Genomic DNA, 16,481 nt, shown 5'->3' on the forward strand with positions numbered 1-16,481 from the left:
GATCAGGTCAGCAGCGTCTGCGTCTCCTGCCAGAGCCGCGCGACGATCCGTGCGGCGGGCTCATCGCTTGTGCGAGCGGCCGATTGCCCGGCCCAGGCCTGCATCGCAGCGAGATCGCCGGATTTTGCGGCCTGGGCGCGCATCGGGCCGGTCAGGGCACGCTGCACGGGATAGGGCGCCGGGTCGGGGCCGGCTTCCGCCGCCTCCACATAGGGCGTGCGGAGCGCTCGGCCCAGCCGTCCCGAGAAGGTGCGGGTTGCAATGGTTTCCTCGGGTGCCGAGACCGCAAGCGCATCGGCCCAGGCCGGTGCCGTGCCGGCTTCGGGCGCGCGCAGGAAGCCGGTGCCGATCTGGACCGCCGACGCGCCGAGGATCAGCGCCGCGCCCACGCCGCGCGCATCGGCGATCCCTCCGGTCGCGACGACCGGCACATCGACTGCGTCCACCACGGCCGGCAGGAGCGAGAACAACCCGACCAGCGAGATCGCGGCATCCTCGGCGCGAAAGGCGCCACGATGACCGCCCGCTTCCATGCCCTGGGCCACGATCACGTCGGCCCCCGCGGCTTGCGCCGCGCGCGCTTCGGCCACCGTGGTGACCGTGGCGAACCAGAGAATCCCGCGCTGTTTCATCTCGGTGACCATGTCGGGCGGATAAACGCCCATGATCGAGGAGATCGCAGTCGGCCCCGCGTCCAGCATGGCCGCGCATTGCGCGTCGAAATCCGGTTGCGGCGCATCCGGTGCGTCCGCCGCCGGCGTTGGCCCCCAGTCGGACAGGAAGGCCCGCAGGGTGGCTTCCTGTTCGGCATCCCGGGTCGGCGCGGGGTCGGGGATCCAAAGGTTCATCTGGAACCCGCCGTTGGAACGTGCGCGCATCGCGGTGGCCCAACCCGTGATCTCCTCGGGTTGCATCAGCAGCGCGCCGCAGGCGCCCATGCCGCCGCCTGCCGCGACCGCGGCGGACAATGCGACCGGGCAGGCCCCGGCCATCGGGGCCAGCAGGATCGGCACCTGCATCCCGATACGCCTGCAGAAATCCTCGGCTCGGTTCAACGCAGCATGCATGGTGGGCCTCCTCGGTTCCCGGGGCACCGCGCCCCACGGCGATAGAGCCGTTCGCGCCGCCCGCGGTCAAGTGCTGCGCCGCGCACAGGGGTCTTCGCTCCTGCGGCGATTCACCCGATCGGAAGGGGGTTCGGTCGGTTGACCCTGTGTGTCGGCAAGAGTAGACAATCATTCAGTCTAATCGTCCCGTGCAGACCCGTGCTTCGGGCGCGGGCAGACATTAAGGAGCCGCTCGTGGAAGAGATGTTGCGGGAGTATCTCCCGATCCTCGTGTTTCTGGCCGTCGCCATCGGGCTGGGGTTGGTCCTGATCCTGGCCGCTGTGGTGCTCGCCGTGCGGAACCCCGATCCCGAGAAGGTCAGCGCCTATGAATGCGGGTTCAACGCCTTTGACGATGCGCGGATGAAGTTCGATGTGCGGTTCTACCTCGTGTCGATCCTGTTCATCATCTTCGATCTGGAAATCGCATTCCTGTTTCCCTGGGCCGTGGCGTTCAAGGACATCAGCATGGTCGGGTTCTGGTCGATGATGGTGTTCCTGGGCGTGTTGACCATCGGCTTTGCCTATGAATGGAAAAAGGGAGCCCTGGAATGGGAGTAGCGGTTGCAGGCGGCGACAAGGAAGTCGCCACTCAGGCCCTGAATGCCGAGTTGCAGGACAAGGGCTTCCTGTTGACCTCGACCGAGGACATCATCAACTGGGCGCGCACCGGGTCCCTGCACTGGATGACCTTTGGCCTTGCCTGCTGCGCGGTCGAGATGATGCACACCTCGATGCCGCGCTATGACGCCGAACGGTTCGGCATCGCGCCGCGGGCCAGCCCGCGCCAGTCCGACCTGATGATCGTGGCCGGCACTCTGACCAACAAGATGGCCCCGGCGCTGCGCAAGGTCTATGACCAGATGCCCGAGCCGCGCTACGTGCTGTCCATGGGCAGCTGCGCCAACGGAGGCGGCTATTATCACTACAGTTATTCGGTGGTGCGCGGCTGCGACCGTATCGTGCCGGTCGACGTCTATGTGCCGGGCTGCCCACCCACGGCCGAGGCATTGCTTTACGGGCTGATGCAGCTGCAACGCAAGATCCGTCGCACGGGGACGATCGTCAGATGACGGGGGGCGTTGTCCGGAAATGGGAAGCGACGATCGCGCGCAAGGATGTGGATCAGTGGCGTGAGACGTTCCTGACCCGTGTTTATCCGGGCATGTCTGCGATCGTGGGACACAAGGGTATTCGAGTCCTGCTCAGCCGCGATGCCGATCCGTGCCGGATGACGGTCCTGACCACCTGGGATGACATGGCAGCCATCGAGAGTTTTGCCGGAGAAGACCCCGCGCGGACCGTGTTGCCGGATTTCATGGCGCCGTTCTTTCCGGACCACGACCTGATGGCGACTTTTCACGACGATCTGCCTCTGGAGATAAATTGATGTCGGATGCACTGAACGAACTCGGCGCCCATATCGAACTGAAGCGCCCGGATTGCGTGCTGTCCTGGGACGTGTCGCATGACGAGCTGAACGTCGACGTCACGCCTGCCAACATCGTCGGCTTCGTCGAGTTCCTGAAAACCGATGCCACATGCCGGTTCTCGACCCTCGTCGACATCACGGCGGTCGACTATCCCGAACGCCCCAAGCGGTTCGACGTGGTCTATCACTTCCTGTCGATGTACCAAAATCATCGCATCCGCCTGCGTTTGGCGGTGCGCGAAGAGGACATGGTGCCCTCGATCGTGACCATCCATCCCAGCGCCAACTGGTTCGAACGCGAGGTGTTCGACATGTTCGGCATCCTGTTCTCGGGCCATCCGGACCTGCGCCGCATCCTGACCGATTACGGTTTTCGCGGCCATCCACTGCGCAAGGACTTCCCCACCACGGGCTATACCGAGGTGCGCTATGACGAGTCGGAAAAGCGCGTGGTCTACGAGCCGGTCTCGCTGGTTCAGGAATACCGGCAGTTCGATTTCATGAGCCCGTGGGAGGGTGCCGAGTACATCCTGCCTGGTGACGAAAAGAAGGAAGCCAAGTGATGGAAGGGATCATCTGGCTGATCGCGACGGCGCTGACCGTCATCCCGATGCTGAAGCTGCTGCCGCATTTCGGGATCAACAAGTTCTGGGCCCTGGCCTGCATCATCCCGCTGGGCGTGCTGGTGTTGCTCTGGATCATGGCGATGAAACTTCAGGAGCTGGAGAAACGATGATGGACGGTGATATTCGCGTCAATACATATGATGACGGCTCCACCGACGCGCTGACCGGCGAGCAGAAGATCCGCAACTTCAACATCAACTTCGGGCCCCAACACCCTGCGGCGCACGGTGTGCTGCGACTGGTGCTGGAGCTGGACGGTGAAATCGTAGAGCGGTGCGATCCGCATATCGGTCTTTTGCATCGCGGCACCGAAAAGCTGATGGAAAGCCGTACCTATCTGCAGAACCTGCCTTACTTTGACCGGCTGGACTATGTCGCGCCGATGAACCAGGAACATGCGTGGTGCCTGGCGATCGAAAAACTGACCGGGGTCGAGGTGCCGCGTCGCGCCAGCCTGATCCGGGTGCTCTATTCGGAAATCGGCCGCATCCTGAACCACCTGCTCAACATCACCACGCAGGCGATGGACGTGGGCGCGTTGACACCGCCGCTCTGGGGGTTCGAAGAGCGCGAAAAGCTGATGATCTTCTACGAGCGGGCCTGCGGTGCGCGCCTGCACGCGGCCTATTTCCGGCCCGGTGGCGTCCATCAGGATCTGCCCGGCGAGCTGCTGGACGATATCGAAACCTGGAGCCACGATTTCCCCCGCGTGATGGCGGATATCGACGGCCTTCTGACCGAGAACCGCATTTTCAAGCAGCGCAACGCCGATATCGGCGTCGTGACCGAGGACGACATCCTGAACTACGGCTTCTCGGGCGTCATGGTGCGTGGCTCGGGCCTTGCCTGGGATCTGCGTCGCAGCCAGCCCTATGAATGCTACGACGAGTTCGACTTCCAGATCCCGGTCGGCAAGAATGGCGACTGCTATGACCGGTACCTCGTCCGCATGGAAGAGATGCGCCAGTCACTTTCGATCATCCAGCAGGCGATTGTGAAGCTCCGCGAACCGGAAGGGCAGGGAGACATCCTTGCGCGCGGCAAGATCACTCCGCCCTCGCGCAGCGACATGAAGACCTCGATGGAAGCGCTGATCCATCACTTCAAGCTCTATACCGAGGGGTTCCACGTTCCCGCGGGCGAGGTTTATGCGGCTGTCGAGGCACCCAAGGGCGAATTCGGCGTCTATCTCGTGGCGGACGGCACCAACAAGCCCTATCGCGCCAAGATCCGTGCACCGGGCTACCTGCACCTGCAGGCGATGGATCACGTCGCGGGCGGACACCAGTTGGCCGACGTGGCCGCGATCATCGGCACGATGGACGTGGTGTTCGGAGAGATCGACCGATGACAGGGCGGCTTGCATTGCTGCCATGCGTCGCCCCTGATGCCACTTGCGCGGAGGGACGGATCTGATGCTATCGACCGTGACCACCATCATCGGCTGGGCCGCCGTCATCTTCATGCTGGCGGTCACGGTGCTTCTGGCCATGAACAAGCAGACCGGTCTCAAGCTGATCCAGCACCGGCCCGAAATGCTGCCGCAGGCGCTTCTGGTGCGCTATGCCGGGTTGACCCTGCTGGCGCTGTTGGCCGTGCTGATCAATGCGCCCACGATCCTCTTCGCGATGCTGCTCAGCTTCGCGGTGATCGGCTTGGGTGACGCGTTCATATATCGCCGGGCGGGGCACCCGTTCTGGCTTCATCTCTTTGGCGGCGGCGCTGCCTTCATCGGCGCGATCATCGCGTTCTTCGCCATTCCCTGAGGACCGACCATGCTGCGCAGACTGCATCAAGACCAACCCGACAGCTTCGAATTCACCCCGGCCAACCGCGCCTGGGCCGAGGGGCAGATCAGCAAGTATCCCGAAGGCCGGCAGGCCAGCGCGATCATCCCGCTCTTGTGGCGCGCGCAAGAGCAGGAGGGCTGGTTGACGCGGCCCGCCATCGAGCATGTCGCCGAGATGCTCGACATGGCCTATATCCGCGCGCTCGAAGTGGCGTCGTTCTATTTCATGTTCCAGCTTCAGCCGGTGGGCAGCGTTGCGCATATCCAGATCTGCGGCACCACCTCCTGCATGATCTGCGGCGCGGAAGACCTCGTCGCGGTCTGCCAGGACAAGATTGCCAGGCAACCGCACCAACTCTCCGCCGATGGCAAGTTCAGCTGGGAAGAGGTCGAGTGCCTCGGTTCCTGTGCCAACGCGCCGATGGCGCAGATCGGCAAGGATTACTACGAAGATCTGACCGCGGCGCGCCTGGGCGAGATTCTCGACGAACTGGCGGCTGGCAAGGTGCCTGTGCCTGGGCCGCAGAACGGGCGGTACGCAGCCGAGCCTTTGAGCGGGCTGACCAGCCTGACTGAATATGACAGTGGGCGCACACAGTACAACGCGAGTGTCCAGCTGGCCGTCGACCTTGGGGATACGATCAAGCGGATCGACGGAACCGAGGTGCCTCTGCTGACGCCCTGGCGCCGAGACGCGGCCAACCAGCCCGACGAGCCGACCGGCGAGGCGTCGCCCGAACCCAAGCCAGCCGCCGACAAGCCGGTCGACAAGACCGGTGTGACCAAGCAGGAGGCTGAGGCGCAATCCAAGGCCAAACCCCAGTCAAAACGGTTCCCGACGATCGAGCCGGGCGTGATCCAGCCCTCGACAGCGCTGCCGGGGCAGGAAGAGCTTTCCACGCGCAGAGGTGCCTGGCGCTATCAGCCTGACGCGCCCAAGGCATCCGCAGGTTCCGATGCCGGCAAGCCGCCGGTGCTGGACGCGGCGCGGGATGGCACGCCCGACGATCTGAAGAAGATCAAGGGTGTGGGTCCGAAACTGGAAGGCGTTCTGAACGGGATCGGTGTGTTCCACTTCGATCAGATCGCGCAGTGGAGCGCTGCCGAAGTGGCCTGGGCCGACGAGAACCTCGTCGGGTTCAAGGGCCGCGTGAGCCGCGACAACTGGGTCGAGCAGGCCAAACTACTCGCAGAGGGTAAGGAAACGGAATTCTCGGCTCGGGTGAAGGACGGGGACGTTTACTGACAGGCTACCGATTGATTGACGGAGGTTCGGAATGAACGCGACGGAAAACTCGAATACCTGTGTAACGATCTGCTGGGTGCTGGCTGCCTTGGCGGGGCTGGGGCTGACCATCGGGTCTCATGGCGCCCTTGGGATCGTCCTTGCCGTGTTGCTGGGCCTCGTGGTCACGGTTGCCGGTGGAGCCTTGCTGCAGAAAACGATCTGCGGAGCGGATCTCGACAATTGGGGACCGTTCGAAGGGCTCAAGGGCGTGCCCGGCTGGGACGCGCCCAACCAGCGCAGCACCAATGCGCCGGTGGCTCCTACTGCCCCCGCATCACAGCCCGCGGCCAAACCTGCCGCCGCTGCCCCGGAGGCAAAAGTCGCCACGTCCTCGACCCAACTGCCGGGCGAAACCGAATTGAAGGCGCGCAAGGGCGACTGGCGCTATGATCCAAACCCCAACGGTGCGGCGGACGGCCCGGCGCGGCTTGCCAGCGCGCGCGAAAGCGGTGCCGACGATCTCAAGCTGATCAAGGGCGTCGGCCCCAAGCTCGAATCGTTGCTGCACGAAATGGGCTTCTACCACTTCGATCAGGTCGCCGCCTGGAGCGAGGATGACGTCGCCTGGATGGATGATAACCTCGAAGGCTTCAAGGGACGGGTCAGCCGCGATGCCTGGGTCGAGCAGGCGAAGATCCTTGCGGCCGGTGGCGAAACCGAGTTTTCAAAGCGCAAAGCCTGAGCGGTCGGAACGGGACGAAGGCAAAACCGGATGAGCACGGAACAGGACAGGCGCATCGCCCGCAAGGGCCGGCACGTGGCGATTGTCATCGCCGGCTCGATGCTTCTGTGGCTCGGCGCGCAATGGCTGGGGCAGGCAATGGGATTGCCGGGACGATTTGCCCTGCTGTTCGATCTGGCGGCCCTGGCCGCGCTGATCTATGCCTTCGTCAACATTTACCAAATCTGGCGCATGCGCCAGGACAACCAAGGGTAGTCTCAGATGCTGAAAGACCAGGATCGGATCTTCACCAATCTCTACGGGATGCACGATCGCACGCTGGCGGGCGCAAAGGCGCGCGGGCATTGGGACGGCACCGCGGGATTGATCCAGAAGGGGCGCGACTGGATCGTGCAGCAAATGAAGGACAGTGGTCTTCGCGGACGCGGCGGGGCCGGGTTCCCGACAGGCCTGAAATGGTCCTTCATGCCCAAGGAAAGCGACGGGCGGCCCAGCTACCTTGTCGTCAACGCGGATGAATCCGAACCCGGAACCTGCAAGGACCGCGAGATCATGCGCCATGATCCGCATACCTTGATCGAAGGCTGCCTCATCGCGTCCTTCGCGATGAACGCCAATGCTTGCTACATCTACATCCGCGGCGAATATATCCGCGAGAAGGAAGCACTGCAGGCGGCCATCGACGAAGCCTATGACGCCGGACTTCTCGGCCCGAACGCTGCCGGATCGGGTTGGGATTTCGACCTGTATCTGCATCACGGCGCCGGCGCCTATATCTGCGGCGAGGAAACCGCGCTGTTGGAAAGTCTTGAAGGCAAGAAGGGCATGCCGCGGATGAAGCCGCCCTTTCCGGCCGGCGCGGGGCTCTACGGCTGTCCGACCACGGTCAACAACGTCGAATCCATCGCGGTCGTGCCGACCATCCTGCGGCGTGGCCCGGAATGGTTTTCTTCTTTCGGGCGTCCGAACAACGCGGGCACCAAGCTCTTCGCGATCAGTGGCCACGTGAACAACCCCTGCGTCGTCGAAGAGGCGATGAGCATCAGTTTCGAGGAGTTGATCGAACGCCATTGTGGCGGCATTCGGGGCGGCTGGGACAACCTAAAGGCTGTCATTCCGGGGGGGTCCTCGGTGCCGCTCTTGCCGGGCAAGATCATGCAGGAGGACTGCATCATGGATTTCGACTGGCTGCGCGAGCAGCGGTCGGGCCTCGGCACTGCGGCCGTGATCGTCATGGACAACTCGACCGATGTCATCAAGGCGATCTGGCGCCTGTCCAAGTTCTACAAGCATGAAAGCTGCGGACAGTGCACGCCGTGCCGCGAAGGCACCGGCTGGATGATGCGGGTGATGGATCGCCTCGTGACTGGCGATGCCGAGCCCGAGGAAATCGACATGCTGCTCGACGTGACCAAGCAGGTCGAGGGCCACACGATCTGTGCGCTCGGCGACGCGGCGGCCTGGCCGATCCAGGGCCTGATCCGGCATTTCCGCAACGAGATCGAGGACCGGATCAAGCACAAGCGCACCGGTCGCGTCAGCGCGGTGGCGGCGGAATGATCCGAGCCGGGATCAGGGCAGGCAGGCCGATGGCCGGGCTGGCGGGCTTTGCCGCGCCGGTTCGGGCTGGTGCGCTGGCCTTGGTCGCGACGTGGGAGGCGTCATGAACAAGGCGTCCGAATACCACCTCGCTCAACTGAACGTCGGTCGACTGCAGGCTCCGACCGATGATCCCAGAGTGGCAGAGTTCATGGCCAATCTCGACCGGATCAACGGGTTGGGCAAGCGGATGCCGGGCTTCATCTGGATGATGGAAGGTTCGGGCGAACCCGGCACTGGAAACACCGAGAACGCCATTGGGGACGATCCGCAATTCGTGGCCAACCTGACGGTTTGGAAAGATGTGCAATCGCTGGAACGCTTTGTCTGGGGCACCGTTCACAAGCAGTTCTACGATCGTCGGCGCGACTGGTTCGAGGTGATGAGCGATCAGCATTTCGCCATGTGGTGGGTGCCTGCCGGTCACCGCCCGACGTTGGAAGAGGCGCTGGCGCGTCTGGATGATTTGCGCGAGAACGGACCTGGGGAAAACGTCTTTGGATGGAAGGACATCCCCGAGGCGCGGATGTGGCGCGACAAGTCCTGCGTTCCGGTCGCGGCGGAGTAGCGGATGATGAACCGTGGCTCCCTGCGATATCAGGCCAAGGAGGCGATGACATGAGGCGCTTCCGATTCGACGAAGGCGGCGACGTGGCCGAGGATATCCGCGGAAAATACGGCTATGATGGCGACATGCTGTCGGTCTACGCCGGCAACACCGGGGCGGTCGTTCACAAGTGGCACCACTACATCCCGATATATGACCGCTATCTTGCGCGGTTTCGCGGCACCAAGGTCCGGTTTCTTGAAATCGGCATCAACAAGGGCGGCAGCCTGCAGATGTGGCGCAACTATTTCGGTGCCGATGCAGTGATCTACGGTATCGACATCAACGAGGATTGCGCCCGGTTCGATGGGCAGGCCGCGCAGGTGCGCATCGGCAGCCAGGCCGATCCCGAATTCCTGAACGCGCTGGTCGACGAGATGGGCGGGCTGGACCTCGTGCTCGACGATGGCAGCCACCGGATGCCCCATGTGCGCGCCTCGTTCGAAACGCTGTTCCCGCACCTGTCGACGAACGGCGTCTACATGATCGAGGACCTGCACACCGCCTATATCGAGAAATACGGCGGCGGATATCGAAGCGGCGCCAATTTCTTCCGCTTCGCGCGCGAACTGGTGGATGACATGCACCGCTGGTATCACCGCAAGGGCCTGCGCCATCCCGAGCTGGGAAAGTTCGTGTCCGGCCTGCACATCCATGATTCCATCGCCGTGATCGAAAAAGACCCGGTCCATCGCCCGGTTCATTCGAGGGTCGGCTGATGAACGGGAGGTCACTTCTGATGATGACGGCGAAGACTCTTGGCGTCGTCCTGCTGCTGGTCTCGCTGGCCGCATGCGGGAACCGAAACCGCGACGTCATTGCCTTTGATGGCGTGGTGTTCCGGGCCAAGACCTCGGCCATCGACAAAAGCGTGTCGCGTGCCGATTTCCGTGCGACCATCCGCGACGCCACACGTTCGATCGACGGGGCGCGCGAAGCGGCCCGCTACGAGGGCACGAAATACTGCGTCACGAACTATGGCACGTCCAAGGTCGACTGGACGGTCGGACCCGACAGCGATCCGGCAAGCCTGACGATTGTCGATGGCGATATCACCTTTCAGGGCCGCTGCGATCCATGATAGGCAGGGCGACATATCAGGCGACGCTTCTGCTCGTCCTCGCGCTGCCTGCCGCTGCGCAGACCAAGCCGCCGCTCAGCGACGTGCCCGAGGTCGAGAACCGGCTATTCACCGCAGCCATCGCGCATGAGGTCAGCGAGAACTGCGACAGTCTCTCGGCGCGGCGCATGAAAGCCATTGGGATGGCGTGGCAATTGCGTGCACGCGCCAACGACCTGGGATACTCGGATGCCGAAATCAGGGCTCATGTCGAATCCGATGACCAGAAAGCCCGCATGCGCGCCAAGGGCGAGGCGTACCTGAAACAGAACGGCGTCTCCTATGGCGACCCGGAAACCTTCTGCGTGTTCGGACGCGCGGAAATCGAGAAATCCAGCGCGATCGGCGCGCTATTGAAGGCGAGATAGAGCATGTCTGACCTGCGCAAGATCAACATCGACGGAACCGAAATCGAAGTCGACGGGGCGATGACCCTGATCCAGGCCTGCGAACAGGCGGGGGTGGAAATTCCGCGCTTCTGCTACCACGAACGGCTCTCCATCGCAGGCAATTGCCGCATGTGCCTGGTCGAGGTCGTCGGCGGCCCCCCGAAACCGGCCGCCTCCTGTGCCATGCAGGTCAAGGATCTGCGCCCTGGGCCCGAAGGACAGGCGCCGCAGGTCCGGACCAACAGCCCGATGGTCAAGAAGGCCCGCGAAGGGGTGATGGAGTTTCTGCTCATCAACCATCCGCTCGATTGCCCGATCTGCGACCAGGGTGGCGAATGCGACCTGCAGGACCAGGCGATGGCCTATGGCGTCGATTTCAGCCGCTACCGCGAGCCCAAGCGCGCAACCGAGGATCTGGACCTCGGTCCGCTGGTCGAAACCCATATGACGCGCTGCATTTCGTGCACCCGCTGCGTGCGCTTCACGACCGAGGTCGCGGGGATTCACCAGATGGGCCAGACTGGCCGCGGCGAGGATGCCGAGATCACCAGCTATCTTGGCGAAACGCTGAACAGCAACATGCAGGGCAACATCATCGACCTCTGCCCGGTGGGGGCGCTGGTGTCCAAGCCGTATGCCTTTACCGCGCGGCCGTGGGAACTGACCAAGACCGAGAGCATCGACGTGATGGACGCTCTGGGGTCGAACATTCGAGTCGACACCAAAGGACGCGAGGTCATGCGCTTCCTGCCACGCAACCATGACGGCGTGAACGAGGAGTGGATCTCCGACAAGACTCGTTTCGTCTGGGACGGGCTGCGCCGCCAGCGACTGGATCGGCCCTATATCCGCGAGAACGGCAAGCTGCGCCCGGCCACCTGGCCCGAGGCGCTCGCGAAGTCGGCCGAGGCGATCAAGGGTGCCAGCAAGCTCGCTGGTCTGGTCGGTGATCTTGTGCCGACCGAAGCTGCTTTCGCCCTGAAACAGTTGGTTCACGGCCAGGGTGGCGTCGTCGAATGCCGAACCGATGGGGCGAAGCTCCCGGCGGGCAACCGTGGCGCCTATGTCGGCACGGCGACCATCGAGGATATCGACACTGCCGAGCGGATCCTGCTGATCGGCACCGATCCGCGCGTCGAGGCGCCGGTGCTCAACTCCCGTATCCGCAAGGCCTGGAGCCACGGCGCCGATGTGGCGCTCGTCGGTCAAGCCGTTGATCTGACATATGATTACGCGCATATCGGCGATGATCGCTCGGCTCTGCAGAAGGTCGTGGAAATGGGGGGTGACGACGAGATCCGCGGCCGCGCGTCGCTGGTCATCGTCGGTCAGGGCGCCCTGCAGGAAGCCGACGGCGCCGCCGTTCTGGCCGCTGCGCAGCAGATCGCCGAAGCCACTGCCAGCGGCCTCCTGATCCTGCACACCGCCGCAGGCAGGGTCGGCGCGATGGATGTCGGCTGCACCAACGACGCCGCGATGGACGGCGTGAACGACGCCGACGTGATCTACAACCTCGGCGCCGACGAGATCGACATCCAGCCGGGCGCCTTCGTGATCTACCAGGGCAGCCACGGCGACCGCGGTGCGCACCGTGCCGACGTGATCCTGCCCGGCGCGGCCTATACCGAGGAGCCCGGGCTCTTCGTCAACACCGAAGGACGTCCCCAGCTTGCGCTGCGCGCCGGGTTCGCGCCCGGAGAGGCCAAGGAAAACTGGGCTATCCTGCGCGCGCTCAGCGCCGAGATCGGGGCGCAACTGCCCTATGACTCGATCGCGCAGGTGCGGATGGCGCTGGTCGCCGAGGTACCTCATCTCGCCAAGATCGACGAGGTCCTCGAAAACGAGGTGCAGCCGCTGCCCGAGGCACCGCTCGGCAAGGCCAGCTTCCGGCTCGCGATCAGCGATTTCTACCTGACCAACCCGATCGCGCGTGCCAGCGAGCTGATGGCTGAACTCTCGGCCGGTGCAAAGGCGCGCAACTCCGGCAAGCTCGCCGCGGAATGATCCGGGCGGCGATCATATCGCCCCTGGCGCTTGCCGCCTGCGACACTGGCTCGTCGCCCGAAGCGGGTGTGCTGCCCGAGTATCGCGGCGCGGAAACCCGGATGCTCGACCCGACGATTCTCGCCGTCGCGGTGGAAATGAGCGGTCCGGTGGCCGAGGCGGATATCACCGCGTACGCCCGGTGCGTCGCGGCGCGGGCGACACGCGAACAGGATGCAGGATTTGCGCGGCATTTGCGCACAAACCTGCAGGAAAAGGGTGGCGTGTGGTCTGCAGATGCTGTTTACACCATCTCGCCATCACTGCCGCGCGGAGTGGCGCCCATCGACGCCGAGGTCGAGCTCGCAACCTGCGCGGAAAACGGAATACCCACGGTGTGAGGACTAATGGCTGACTTCTTTTCCACCCCGGGCGGCATCGCCGTGCTGATACTGGCGCAAGTGCTTGCCGTTGTTGCCTTTGTCATGATCTCGCTCCTGTTTCTCGTCTATGGCGACCGCAAGATCTGGGCGGCGGTGCAGATGCGCCGTGGTCCCAACGTGGTGGGCATCTACGGCCTGCTGCAGTCCGTGGCCGACGCTCTGAAATACGTCGTCAAGGAGGTCGTGATCCCGGCCGGGGCCGACCGCACCGTGTTTCTTCTCGCCCCGCTGACGAGCTTCGTGCTGGCGATGGTGGCTTGGGCGGTCATCCCGTTCAACGACACCTGGGTGCTCAGCGACATCAACGTCGCGATCCTCTATGTCTTCGCGGTTTCTTCGCTCGAAGTCTACGGCGTCATCATGGGTGGCTGGGCGTCGAACTCGAAGTACCCATTCCTCGGCTCCCTGCGTTCGGCCGCGCAGATGATCTCGTACGAAGTGTCGATCGGCCTCATCATCATCGGCGTCATCATCTCGACCGGCAGCATGAATTTCGGTGATATCGTGCGCGCGCAGGACGGCGATTTCGGCTTCTTCAACTGGTACTGGTTGCCGCATTTCCCGATGGTCTTCCTGTTCTTCATCAGCGCGCTGGCAGAAACAAACCGCCCACCCTTCGACCTGCCCGAGGCGGAAAGCGAACTGGTGGCGGGCTACCAGGTCGAGTATTCGGCCACGCCTTTCCTGCTGTTCATGGCCGGTGAATACATCGCGATCTTCCTGATGTGTGCGTTGACGTCGCTGCTGTTCTTTGGCGGCTGGCTCTCGCCGATCCCGGGCCTGCCCGATGGCGCGCTGTGGATGGTCGCCAAGATGGCGTTCTTCTTCTTCATCTTCGCGATGATCAAGGCGATCACGCCGCGCTATCGCTATGACCAACTGATGCGCCTGGGGTGGAAGGTGTTTTTGCCCTTCAGCCTCGTCTGGGTGGTCTTCGTGTCCTTCGCGGCGAAATTCGACTGGTTCTGGGGCGTGTTCGCGCGCTGGGGATCGGGGAGCTGACATGACACTCGCAGACGCAATTCAAAACGGCGCGAAGGACGAGGTGCAGGCACTGGCTGACTACCTCGTCGTGGAGTTCGAGGTGACGGAACGGGTCTCGTCCGGCGACGATCCGACGGCCGCGACTGCGAAAAGCGTCGCATCGGCCATGGGCGCATGGGCCTACATGAAGTTGAACGCAGCGAACCAGGGAGACTGACATGGCGAATATCGACTACGCACGAAAAGCCAAGTATTTCCTGCTCTGGGATTTCGTCATCGGCATGAAACTGGGTCTGAAGTATTTCTTCGCGCCCAAGGCCACCGTGAACTATCCACATGAAAAGGGTCCGCTGTCGCCGCGTTTCCGCGGCGAGCACGCCCTGCGGCGCTATCCCAACGGCGAGGAACGCTGCATCGCCTGCAAGCTTTGCGAGGCGATCTGCCCTGCGCAAGCGATCACCATCGACGCCGAGCCTCGCGAGGACGGCAGCCGCCGCACCACGCGTTATGACATCGACATGACGAAATGCATCTATTGCGGTTTCTGCCAGGAAGCCTGCCCGGTCGATGCAATCGTCGAGGGCCCCAACTTCGAATTCGCGACCGAGACCCGCGAAGAGCTGTTCTATGACAAGGCAAAGCTGCTGGAGAACGGCGAACGCTGGGAGGCCGAGATCGCCCGCAACCTCGAACTGGACGCGCCCTACAGATGAGCGATCAATCAAACCCATTCGACGCCATGATGAAGCAGGCGCAGGACATGGCCAAAGCCTTCAATCCCGCGCTTGAGAACTTCTCGCCCAAGGGATTCGAGACGCTCTGGCCGACCATGCCCAAGGAGGTGATGGAGTTCTGGTTCGGCAATACGGTCAACAAGGACGGTCTTGACGCCAAGACCCGCCTTCTGATCACGCTGGCAGGGCTGACCATGCAGGGCGCGCAGGCTGACACCGCCGTGCGCCAGACCGTGCGCCACGCGGTCGAAGCCGGCGCACGCAAACAAGAGATCGTCGAGACGATCGGCCAGATGTCGGTCTTCGCCGGCATCCCGGCCATGACCCGCGCCATGGAGCTGGCGCAAGAGGCCATGGGCGAGACGGAGGACAACCAGGAATGAGCGTTTTTGCCTTTTACCTCTTCGCGATCTGCGTGATCGCCGGTGGCCTGTTCACCGTGATCAGCCGCCAGCCGGTGCATTCGGTGTTGTGGCTAATCCTGTCCTTCATCTCGGCGGCAGGCCTGTTCGTGCTGTTGGGCGCGGAATTCGTCGCCATGCTGCTGATCATCGTCTATGTGGGCGCGGTCGCGGTGCTGTTCCTCTTCGTCGTGATGATGCTCGACGTCGATTTCGCCGAACTGAAGGCGGAAATGGCGCGCTACATGCCGCTGGCGCTGCTGATCGGGCTGGTCATCCTGATGCAGCTGGCGATGGCTTACGGCGCCTGGGAAAGCAACGCGGCGGCCGAAGGGCTGCGCACCCAGGTGGTGCCGGTCGACCGGCACAACACCGAGGCGTTGGGGCTGATCCTCTATGACCAGTATTTCCTGCTGTTCCAGCTGGCCGGGCTGATCCTGCTGGTGGCGATGATCGGCGCAATCGTGCTGACGCTGCGCCACCGCACCGACATCAAGCGTCAGGACGTGGTCGCCCAGATGATGCGCGATCCGGCAAAGGCGATGGAACTCAGGGACGTGAAACCGGGGCAGGGGCTGTAAGGCAATGTGGACGCCAAATCGAATTGCCACCGCATCGGTCGTTGCCGCTGTGAGCCACCTGCTCCTTTGGAACGTGGCGCTGGCAGCCGACAACGCCATAGACACGCCAGGCGAAGTGAACCAGCACTTTGAGGAAGCCAGCAAGCATTTCGGTGACGGAGTGGTTCAGTTGCATTCTCGCCAAGAAGGCGCAGACGGCACACAGCACACGGTTCACCAATTCGATTGCGTGAACGGGACCTACGGCGCGCTCTATGCGGGCGATATGGCTCCGGGCAATTTCCCGTTGGAAACATCGGGGGCAATGGGGGCCGGGGCAGGCCTCTTCTATGAAGACCCAACAATGGCGTCATTGGCGCAGCATACCTGTACGAAGTACGGGCATCCGTTGGCAGAATGGTGAGAATATGATCGGACTTGAACACTACCTGACTGTGGCGGCGACGCTGTTTGTCATCGGTATCTTTGGGCTCTTCCTGAACCGCAAGAACGTCATCATCCTGCTGATGAGTATCGAATTGATGCTGTTGGCGGTGAACATCAACCTCGTCGCCTTTTCCAGCTTCCTGGGCGATCTGGTCGGGCAGGTGTTCACCCTGTTCGTTCTGACCGTCGCTGCGGCGGAGGCCGCGATCGGGCTGGCGATCCTGGTCTGTTTCTTCCGCAACCGTGGCACCATCGCGGTTGAAGACGTCAATATGATGAAGGGCTGAGAGC

The 16,481-nt window shown here is 63.1% G+C and carries 25 protein-coding genes; 24 read left to right on the plus strand and 1 reads right to left on the minus strand.

What is annotated here, in order from left to right; genetic code table 11:
* Positions 1-2: 2 nt before the first annotated feature.
* Positions 3-1,067, minus strand: a complete 1,065-nt coding sequence (locus JF290_RS17140) for an NAD(P)H-dependent flavin oxidoreductase (protein ID WP_199026117.1) — start codon at positions 1,065-1,067, stop codon at positions 3-5.
* Between the two features lie 234 nt (positions 1,068-1,301).
* Between JF290_RS17140 and JF290_RS17145 the strand changes: the two genes are divergently transcribed.
* The 24 genes from JF290_RS17145 (at position 1,302) to nuoK (ending at position 16,477) form a co-directional block, all read left to right on the plus strand.
* The gene (locus tag JF290_RS17145; RefSeq protein ID WP_199026118.1) at positions 1,302-1,667 is read left to right on the plus strand and encodes an NADH-quinone oxidoreductase subunit A; all 366 of its coding nucleotides are present in this window, start codon (positions 1,302-1,304) and stop codon (positions 1,665-1,667) included.
* Positions 1,658-2,179 (plus strand): NuoB/complex I 20 kDa subunit family protein, encoded by a 522-nt coding sequence (locus JF290_RS17150; protein WP_199026119.1) that lies wholly within the window; start codon positions 1,658-1,660, stop codon positions 2,177-2,179. The genes JF290_RS17145 and JF290_RS17150 overlap by 10 nt, the downstream gene beginning before the upstream one ends.
* Positions 2,176-2,496, plus strand: a complete 321-nt coding sequence (locus tag JF290_RS17155) for a hypothetical protein (RefSeq protein WP_199026120.1) — start codon at positions 2,176-2,178, stop codon at positions 2,494-2,496. Before JF290_RS17150 ends, JF290_RS17155 begins: the two co-directional genes overlap by 4 nt.
* Positions 2,496-3,101, plus strand: coding sequence for an NADH-quinone oxidoreductase subunit C (locus tag JF290_RS17160; protein ID WP_199026121.1), 606 nt, complete (start codon positions 2,496-2,498; stop codon positions 3,099-3,101). The genes JF290_RS17155 and JF290_RS17160 overlap by 1 nt, the downstream gene beginning before the upstream one ends.
* Complete coding sequence (locus JF290_RS17165) at positions 3,101-3,274, plus strand: hypothetical protein (protein ID WP_199026122.1); 174 nt, start codon at positions 3,101-3,103, stop codon at positions 3,272-3,274. Before JF290_RS17160 ends, JF290_RS17165 begins: the two co-directional genes overlap by 1 nt.
* Positions 3,271-4,515 (plus strand): NADH-quinone oxidoreductase subunit D, encoded by a 1,245-nt coding sequence (locus JF290_RS17170; RefSeq protein ID WP_199026123.1) that lies wholly within the window; start codon positions 3,271-3,273, stop codon positions 4,513-4,515. Before JF290_RS17165 ends, JF290_RS17170 begins: the two co-directional genes overlap by 4 nt.
* Positions 4,516-4,579: 64 nt before the next feature.
* Complete coding sequence (locus JF290_RS17175; protein WP_199026124.1) at positions 4,580-4,930, plus strand: hypothetical protein; 351 nt, start codon at positions 4,580-4,582, stop codon at positions 4,928-4,930.
* A 9-nt stretch (positions 4,931-4,939) separates the two neighbouring features.
* Complete coding sequence (locus JF290_RS17180; protein WP_199026125.1) at positions 4,940-6,199, plus strand: NADH-quinone oxidoreductase subunit E; 1,260 nt, start codon at positions 4,940-4,942, stop codon at positions 6,197-6,199.
* A gap of 31 nt (positions 6,200-6,230) precedes the next feature.
* Complete coding sequence (locus tag JF290_RS17185) at positions 6,231-6,923, plus strand: NADH-quinone oxidoreductase subunit E (RefSeq protein ID WP_199026126.1); 693 nt, start codon at positions 6,231-6,233, stop codon at positions 6,921-6,923.
* A 30-nt stretch (positions 6,924-6,953) separates the two neighbouring features.
* Positions 6,954-7,178, plus strand: coding sequence for a DUF5337 domain-containing protein (locus tag JF290_RS17190; protein WP_199026127.1), 225 nt, complete (start codon positions 6,954-6,956; stop codon positions 7,176-7,178).
* 6 nt (positions 7,179-7,184) lie between these two features.
* A complete protein-coding gene (gene nuoF / locus JF290_RS17195) occupies positions 7,185-8,483 on the plus strand; it encodes an NADH-quinone oxidoreductase subunit NuoF (protein WP_199026128.1) in 1,299 nt (432 codons plus the stop codon).
* Between the two features lie 103 nt (positions 8,484-8,586).
* Positions 8,587-9,090 (plus strand): DUF3291 domain-containing protein, encoded by a 504-nt coding sequence (locus JF290_RS17200; RefSeq protein ID WP_199026129.1) that lies wholly within the window; start codon positions 8,587-8,589, stop codon positions 9,088-9,090.
* A gap of 50 nt (positions 9,091-9,140) precedes the next feature.
* Positions 9,141-9,848, plus strand: coding sequence for a class I SAM-dependent methyltransferase (locus tag JF290_RS17205; RefSeq protein ID WP_199026130.1), 708 nt, complete (start codon positions 9,141-9,143; stop codon positions 9,846-9,848).
* A gap of 20 nt (positions 9,849-9,868) precedes the next feature.
* The gene (locus JF290_RS17210) at positions 9,869-10,210 is read left to right on the plus strand and encodes a hypothetical protein (protein ID WP_233155492.1); all 342 of its coding nucleotides are present in this window, start codon (positions 9,869-9,871) and stop codon (positions 10,208-10,210) included.
* A complete protein-coding gene (locus tag JF290_RS17215) occupies positions 10,207-10,617 on the plus strand; it encodes a DUF5333 domain-containing protein (protein ID WP_199026131.1) in 411 nt (136 codons plus the stop codon). Before JF290_RS17210 ends, JF290_RS17215 begins: the two co-directional genes overlap by 4 nt.
* Positions 10,618-10,620: 3 nt before the next feature.
* Positions 10,621-12,642 carry an NADH-quinone oxidoreductase subunit NuoG gene (gene nuoG, locus JF290_RS17220; protein ID WP_199026132.1) on the plus strand — a complete coding sequence of 674 codons (2,022 nt, stop codon included), beginning with the start codon at positions 10,621-10,623 and terminating at the stop codon, positions 12,640-12,642.
* Complete coding sequence (locus tag JF290_RS17225) at positions 12,639-13,022, plus strand: hypothetical protein (protein WP_199026133.1); 384 nt, start codon at positions 12,639-12,641, stop codon at positions 13,020-13,022. The genes nuoG and JF290_RS17225 overlap by 4 nt, the downstream gene beginning before the upstream one ends.
* 6 nt (positions 13,023-13,028) lie before the next feature.
* The gene (gene nuoH, locus JF290_RS17230; protein ID WP_199026134.1) at positions 13,029-14,066 is read left to right on the plus strand and encodes an NADH-quinone oxidoreductase subunit NuoH; all 1,038 of its coding nucleotides are present in this window, start codon (positions 13,029-13,031) and stop codon (positions 14,064-14,066) included.
* Between the two features lies 1 nt (position 14,067).
* On the plus strand, positions 14,068-14,265 hold the full coding sequence (locus JF290_RS17235) for a hypothetical protein (RefSeq protein ID WP_199026135.1): 198 nt from the start codon (positions 14,068-14,070) through the stop codon (positions 14,263-14,265).
* Position 14,266: 1 nt separating this feature from the next.
* Complete coding sequence (gene nuoI / locus JF290_RS17240) at positions 14,267-14,761, plus strand: NADH-quinone oxidoreductase subunit NuoI (protein WP_199026136.1); 495 nt, start codon at positions 14,267-14,269, stop codon at positions 14,759-14,761.
* The gene (locus JF290_RS17245) at positions 14,758-15,165 is read left to right on the plus strand and encodes a carboxymuconolactone decarboxylase family protein (protein WP_199026137.1); all 408 of its coding nucleotides are present in this window, start codon (positions 14,758-14,760) and stop codon (positions 15,163-15,165) included. The genes nuoI and JF290_RS17245 overlap by 4 nt, the downstream gene beginning before the upstream one ends.
* The gene (locus JF290_RS17250) at positions 15,162-15,764 is read left to right on the plus strand and encodes an NADH-quinone oxidoreductase subunit J (protein ID WP_199026138.1); all 603 of its coding nucleotides are present in this window, start codon (positions 15,162-15,164) and stop codon (positions 15,762-15,764) included. The genes JF290_RS17245 and JF290_RS17250 overlap by 4 nt, the downstream gene beginning before the upstream one ends.
* Before the next feature lie 49 nt (positions 15,765-15,813).
* A complete protein-coding gene (locus JF290_RS17255; protein WP_199026139.1) occupies positions 15,814-16,167 on the plus strand; it encodes a hypothetical protein in 354 nt (117 codons plus the stop codon).
* 4 nt (positions 16,168-16,171) lie between these two features.
* Positions 16,172-16,477 (plus strand): NADH-quinone oxidoreductase subunit NuoK, encoded by a 306-nt coding sequence (gene nuoK / locus JF290_RS17260; RefSeq protein ID WP_005984024.1) that lies wholly within the window; start codon positions 16,172-16,174, stop codon positions 16,475-16,477.
* The last annotated feature ends 4 nt before the right edge of the window (positions 16,478-16,481 follow it).

The sequence above is a fragment of the Sedimentitalea arenosa genome (assembly GCF_016428585.1).
GTDB lineage: Bacteria > Pseudomonadota > Alphaproteobacteria > Rhodobacterales > Rhodobacteraceae > Sedimentitalea > Sedimentitalea arenosa.

Coding starts and splice junctions, on each gene's coding strand:
- JF290_RS17200 (WP_199026129.1), top strand. CDS start 8,587: ATGAACAAGGCGTCCGAATACCACCTCGCTCAACTGAACGTCGGTCGA.
- JF290_RS17250 (WP_199026138.1), top strand. CDS start 15,162: ATGAGCGTTTTTGCCTTTTACCTCTTCGCGATCTGCGTGATCGCCGGT.
- JF290_RS17225 (WP_199026133.1), top strand. CDS start 12,639: ATGATCCGGGCGGCGATCATATCGCCCCTGGCGCTTGCCGCCTGCGAC.
- nuoH (WP_199026134.1), top strand. CDS start 13,029: ATGGCTGACTTCTTTTCCACCCCGGGCGGCATCGCCGTGCTGATACTG.
- nuoI (WP_199026136.1), top strand. CDS start 14,267: ATGGCGAATATCGACTACGCACGAAAAGCCAAGTATTTCCTGCTCTGG.
- JF290_RS17175 (WP_199026124.1), top strand. CDS start 4,580: ATGCTATCGACCGTGACCACCATCATCGGCTGGGCCGCCGTCATCTTC.
- nuoG (WP_199026132.1), top strand. CDS start 10,621: ATGTCTGACCTGCGCAAGATCAACATCGACGGAACCGAAATCGAAGTC.
- JF290_RS17165 (WP_199026122.1), top strand. CDS start 3,101: ATGGAAGGGATCATCTGGCTGATCGCGACGGCGCTGACCGTCATCCCG.
- JF290_RS17185 (WP_199026126.1), top strand. CDS start 6,231: ATGAACGCGACGGAAAACTCGAATACCTGTGTAACGATCTGCTGGGTG.
- JF290_RS17150 (WP_199026119.1), top strand. CDS start 1,658: ATGGGAGTAGCGGTTGCAGGCGGCGACAAGGAAGTCGCCACTCAGGCC.
- JF290_RS17235 (WP_199026135.1), top strand. CDS start 14,068: ATGACACTCGCAGACGCAATTCAAAACGGCGCGAAGGACGAGGTGCAG.
- JF290_RS17155 (WP_199026120.1), top strand. CDS start 2,176: ATGACGGGGGGCGTTGTCCGGAAATGGGAAGCGACGATCGCGCGCAAG.
- JF290_RS17140 (WP_199026117.1), bottom strand. CDS start 1,067: ATGCATGCTGCGTTGAACCGAGCCGAGGATTTCTGCAGGCGTATCGGG.
- JF290_RS17180 (WP_199026125.1), top strand. CDS start 4,940: ATGCTGCGCAGACTGCATCAAGACCAACCCGACAGCTTCGAATTCACC.
- nuoK (WP_005984024.1), top strand. CDS start 16,172: ATGATCGGACTTGAACACTACCTGACTGTGGCGGCGACGCTGTTTGTC.
- JF290_RS17160 (WP_199026121.1), top strand. CDS start 2,496: ATGTCGGATGCACTGAACGAACTCGGCGCCCATATCGAACTGAAGCGC.
- JF290_RS17170 (WP_199026123.1), top strand. CDS start 3,271: ATGATGGACGGTGATATTCGCGTCAATACATATGATGACGGCTCCACC.
- nuoF (WP_199026128.1), top strand. CDS start 7,185: ATGCTGAAAGACCAGGATCGGATCTTCACCAATCTCTACGGGATGCAC.
- JF290_RS17205 (WP_199026130.1), top strand. CDS start 9,141: ATGAGGCGCTTCCGATTCGACGAAGGCGGCGACGTGGCCGAGGATATC.
- JF290_RS17210 (WP_233155492.1), top strand. CDS start 9,869: ATGATGACGGCGAAGACTCTTGGCGTCGTCCTGCTGCTGGTCTCGCTG.
- JF290_RS17215 (WP_199026131.1), top strand. CDS start 10,207: ATGATAGGCAGGGCGACATATCAGGCGACGCTTCTGCTCGTCCTCGCG.
- JF290_RS17245 (WP_199026137.1), top strand. CDS start 14,758: ATGAGCGATCAATCAAACCCATTCGACGCCATGATGAAGCAGGCGCAG.
- JF290_RS17190 (WP_199026127.1), top strand. CDS start 6,954: ATGAGCACGGAACAGGACAGGCGCATCGCCCGCAAGGGCCGGCACGTG.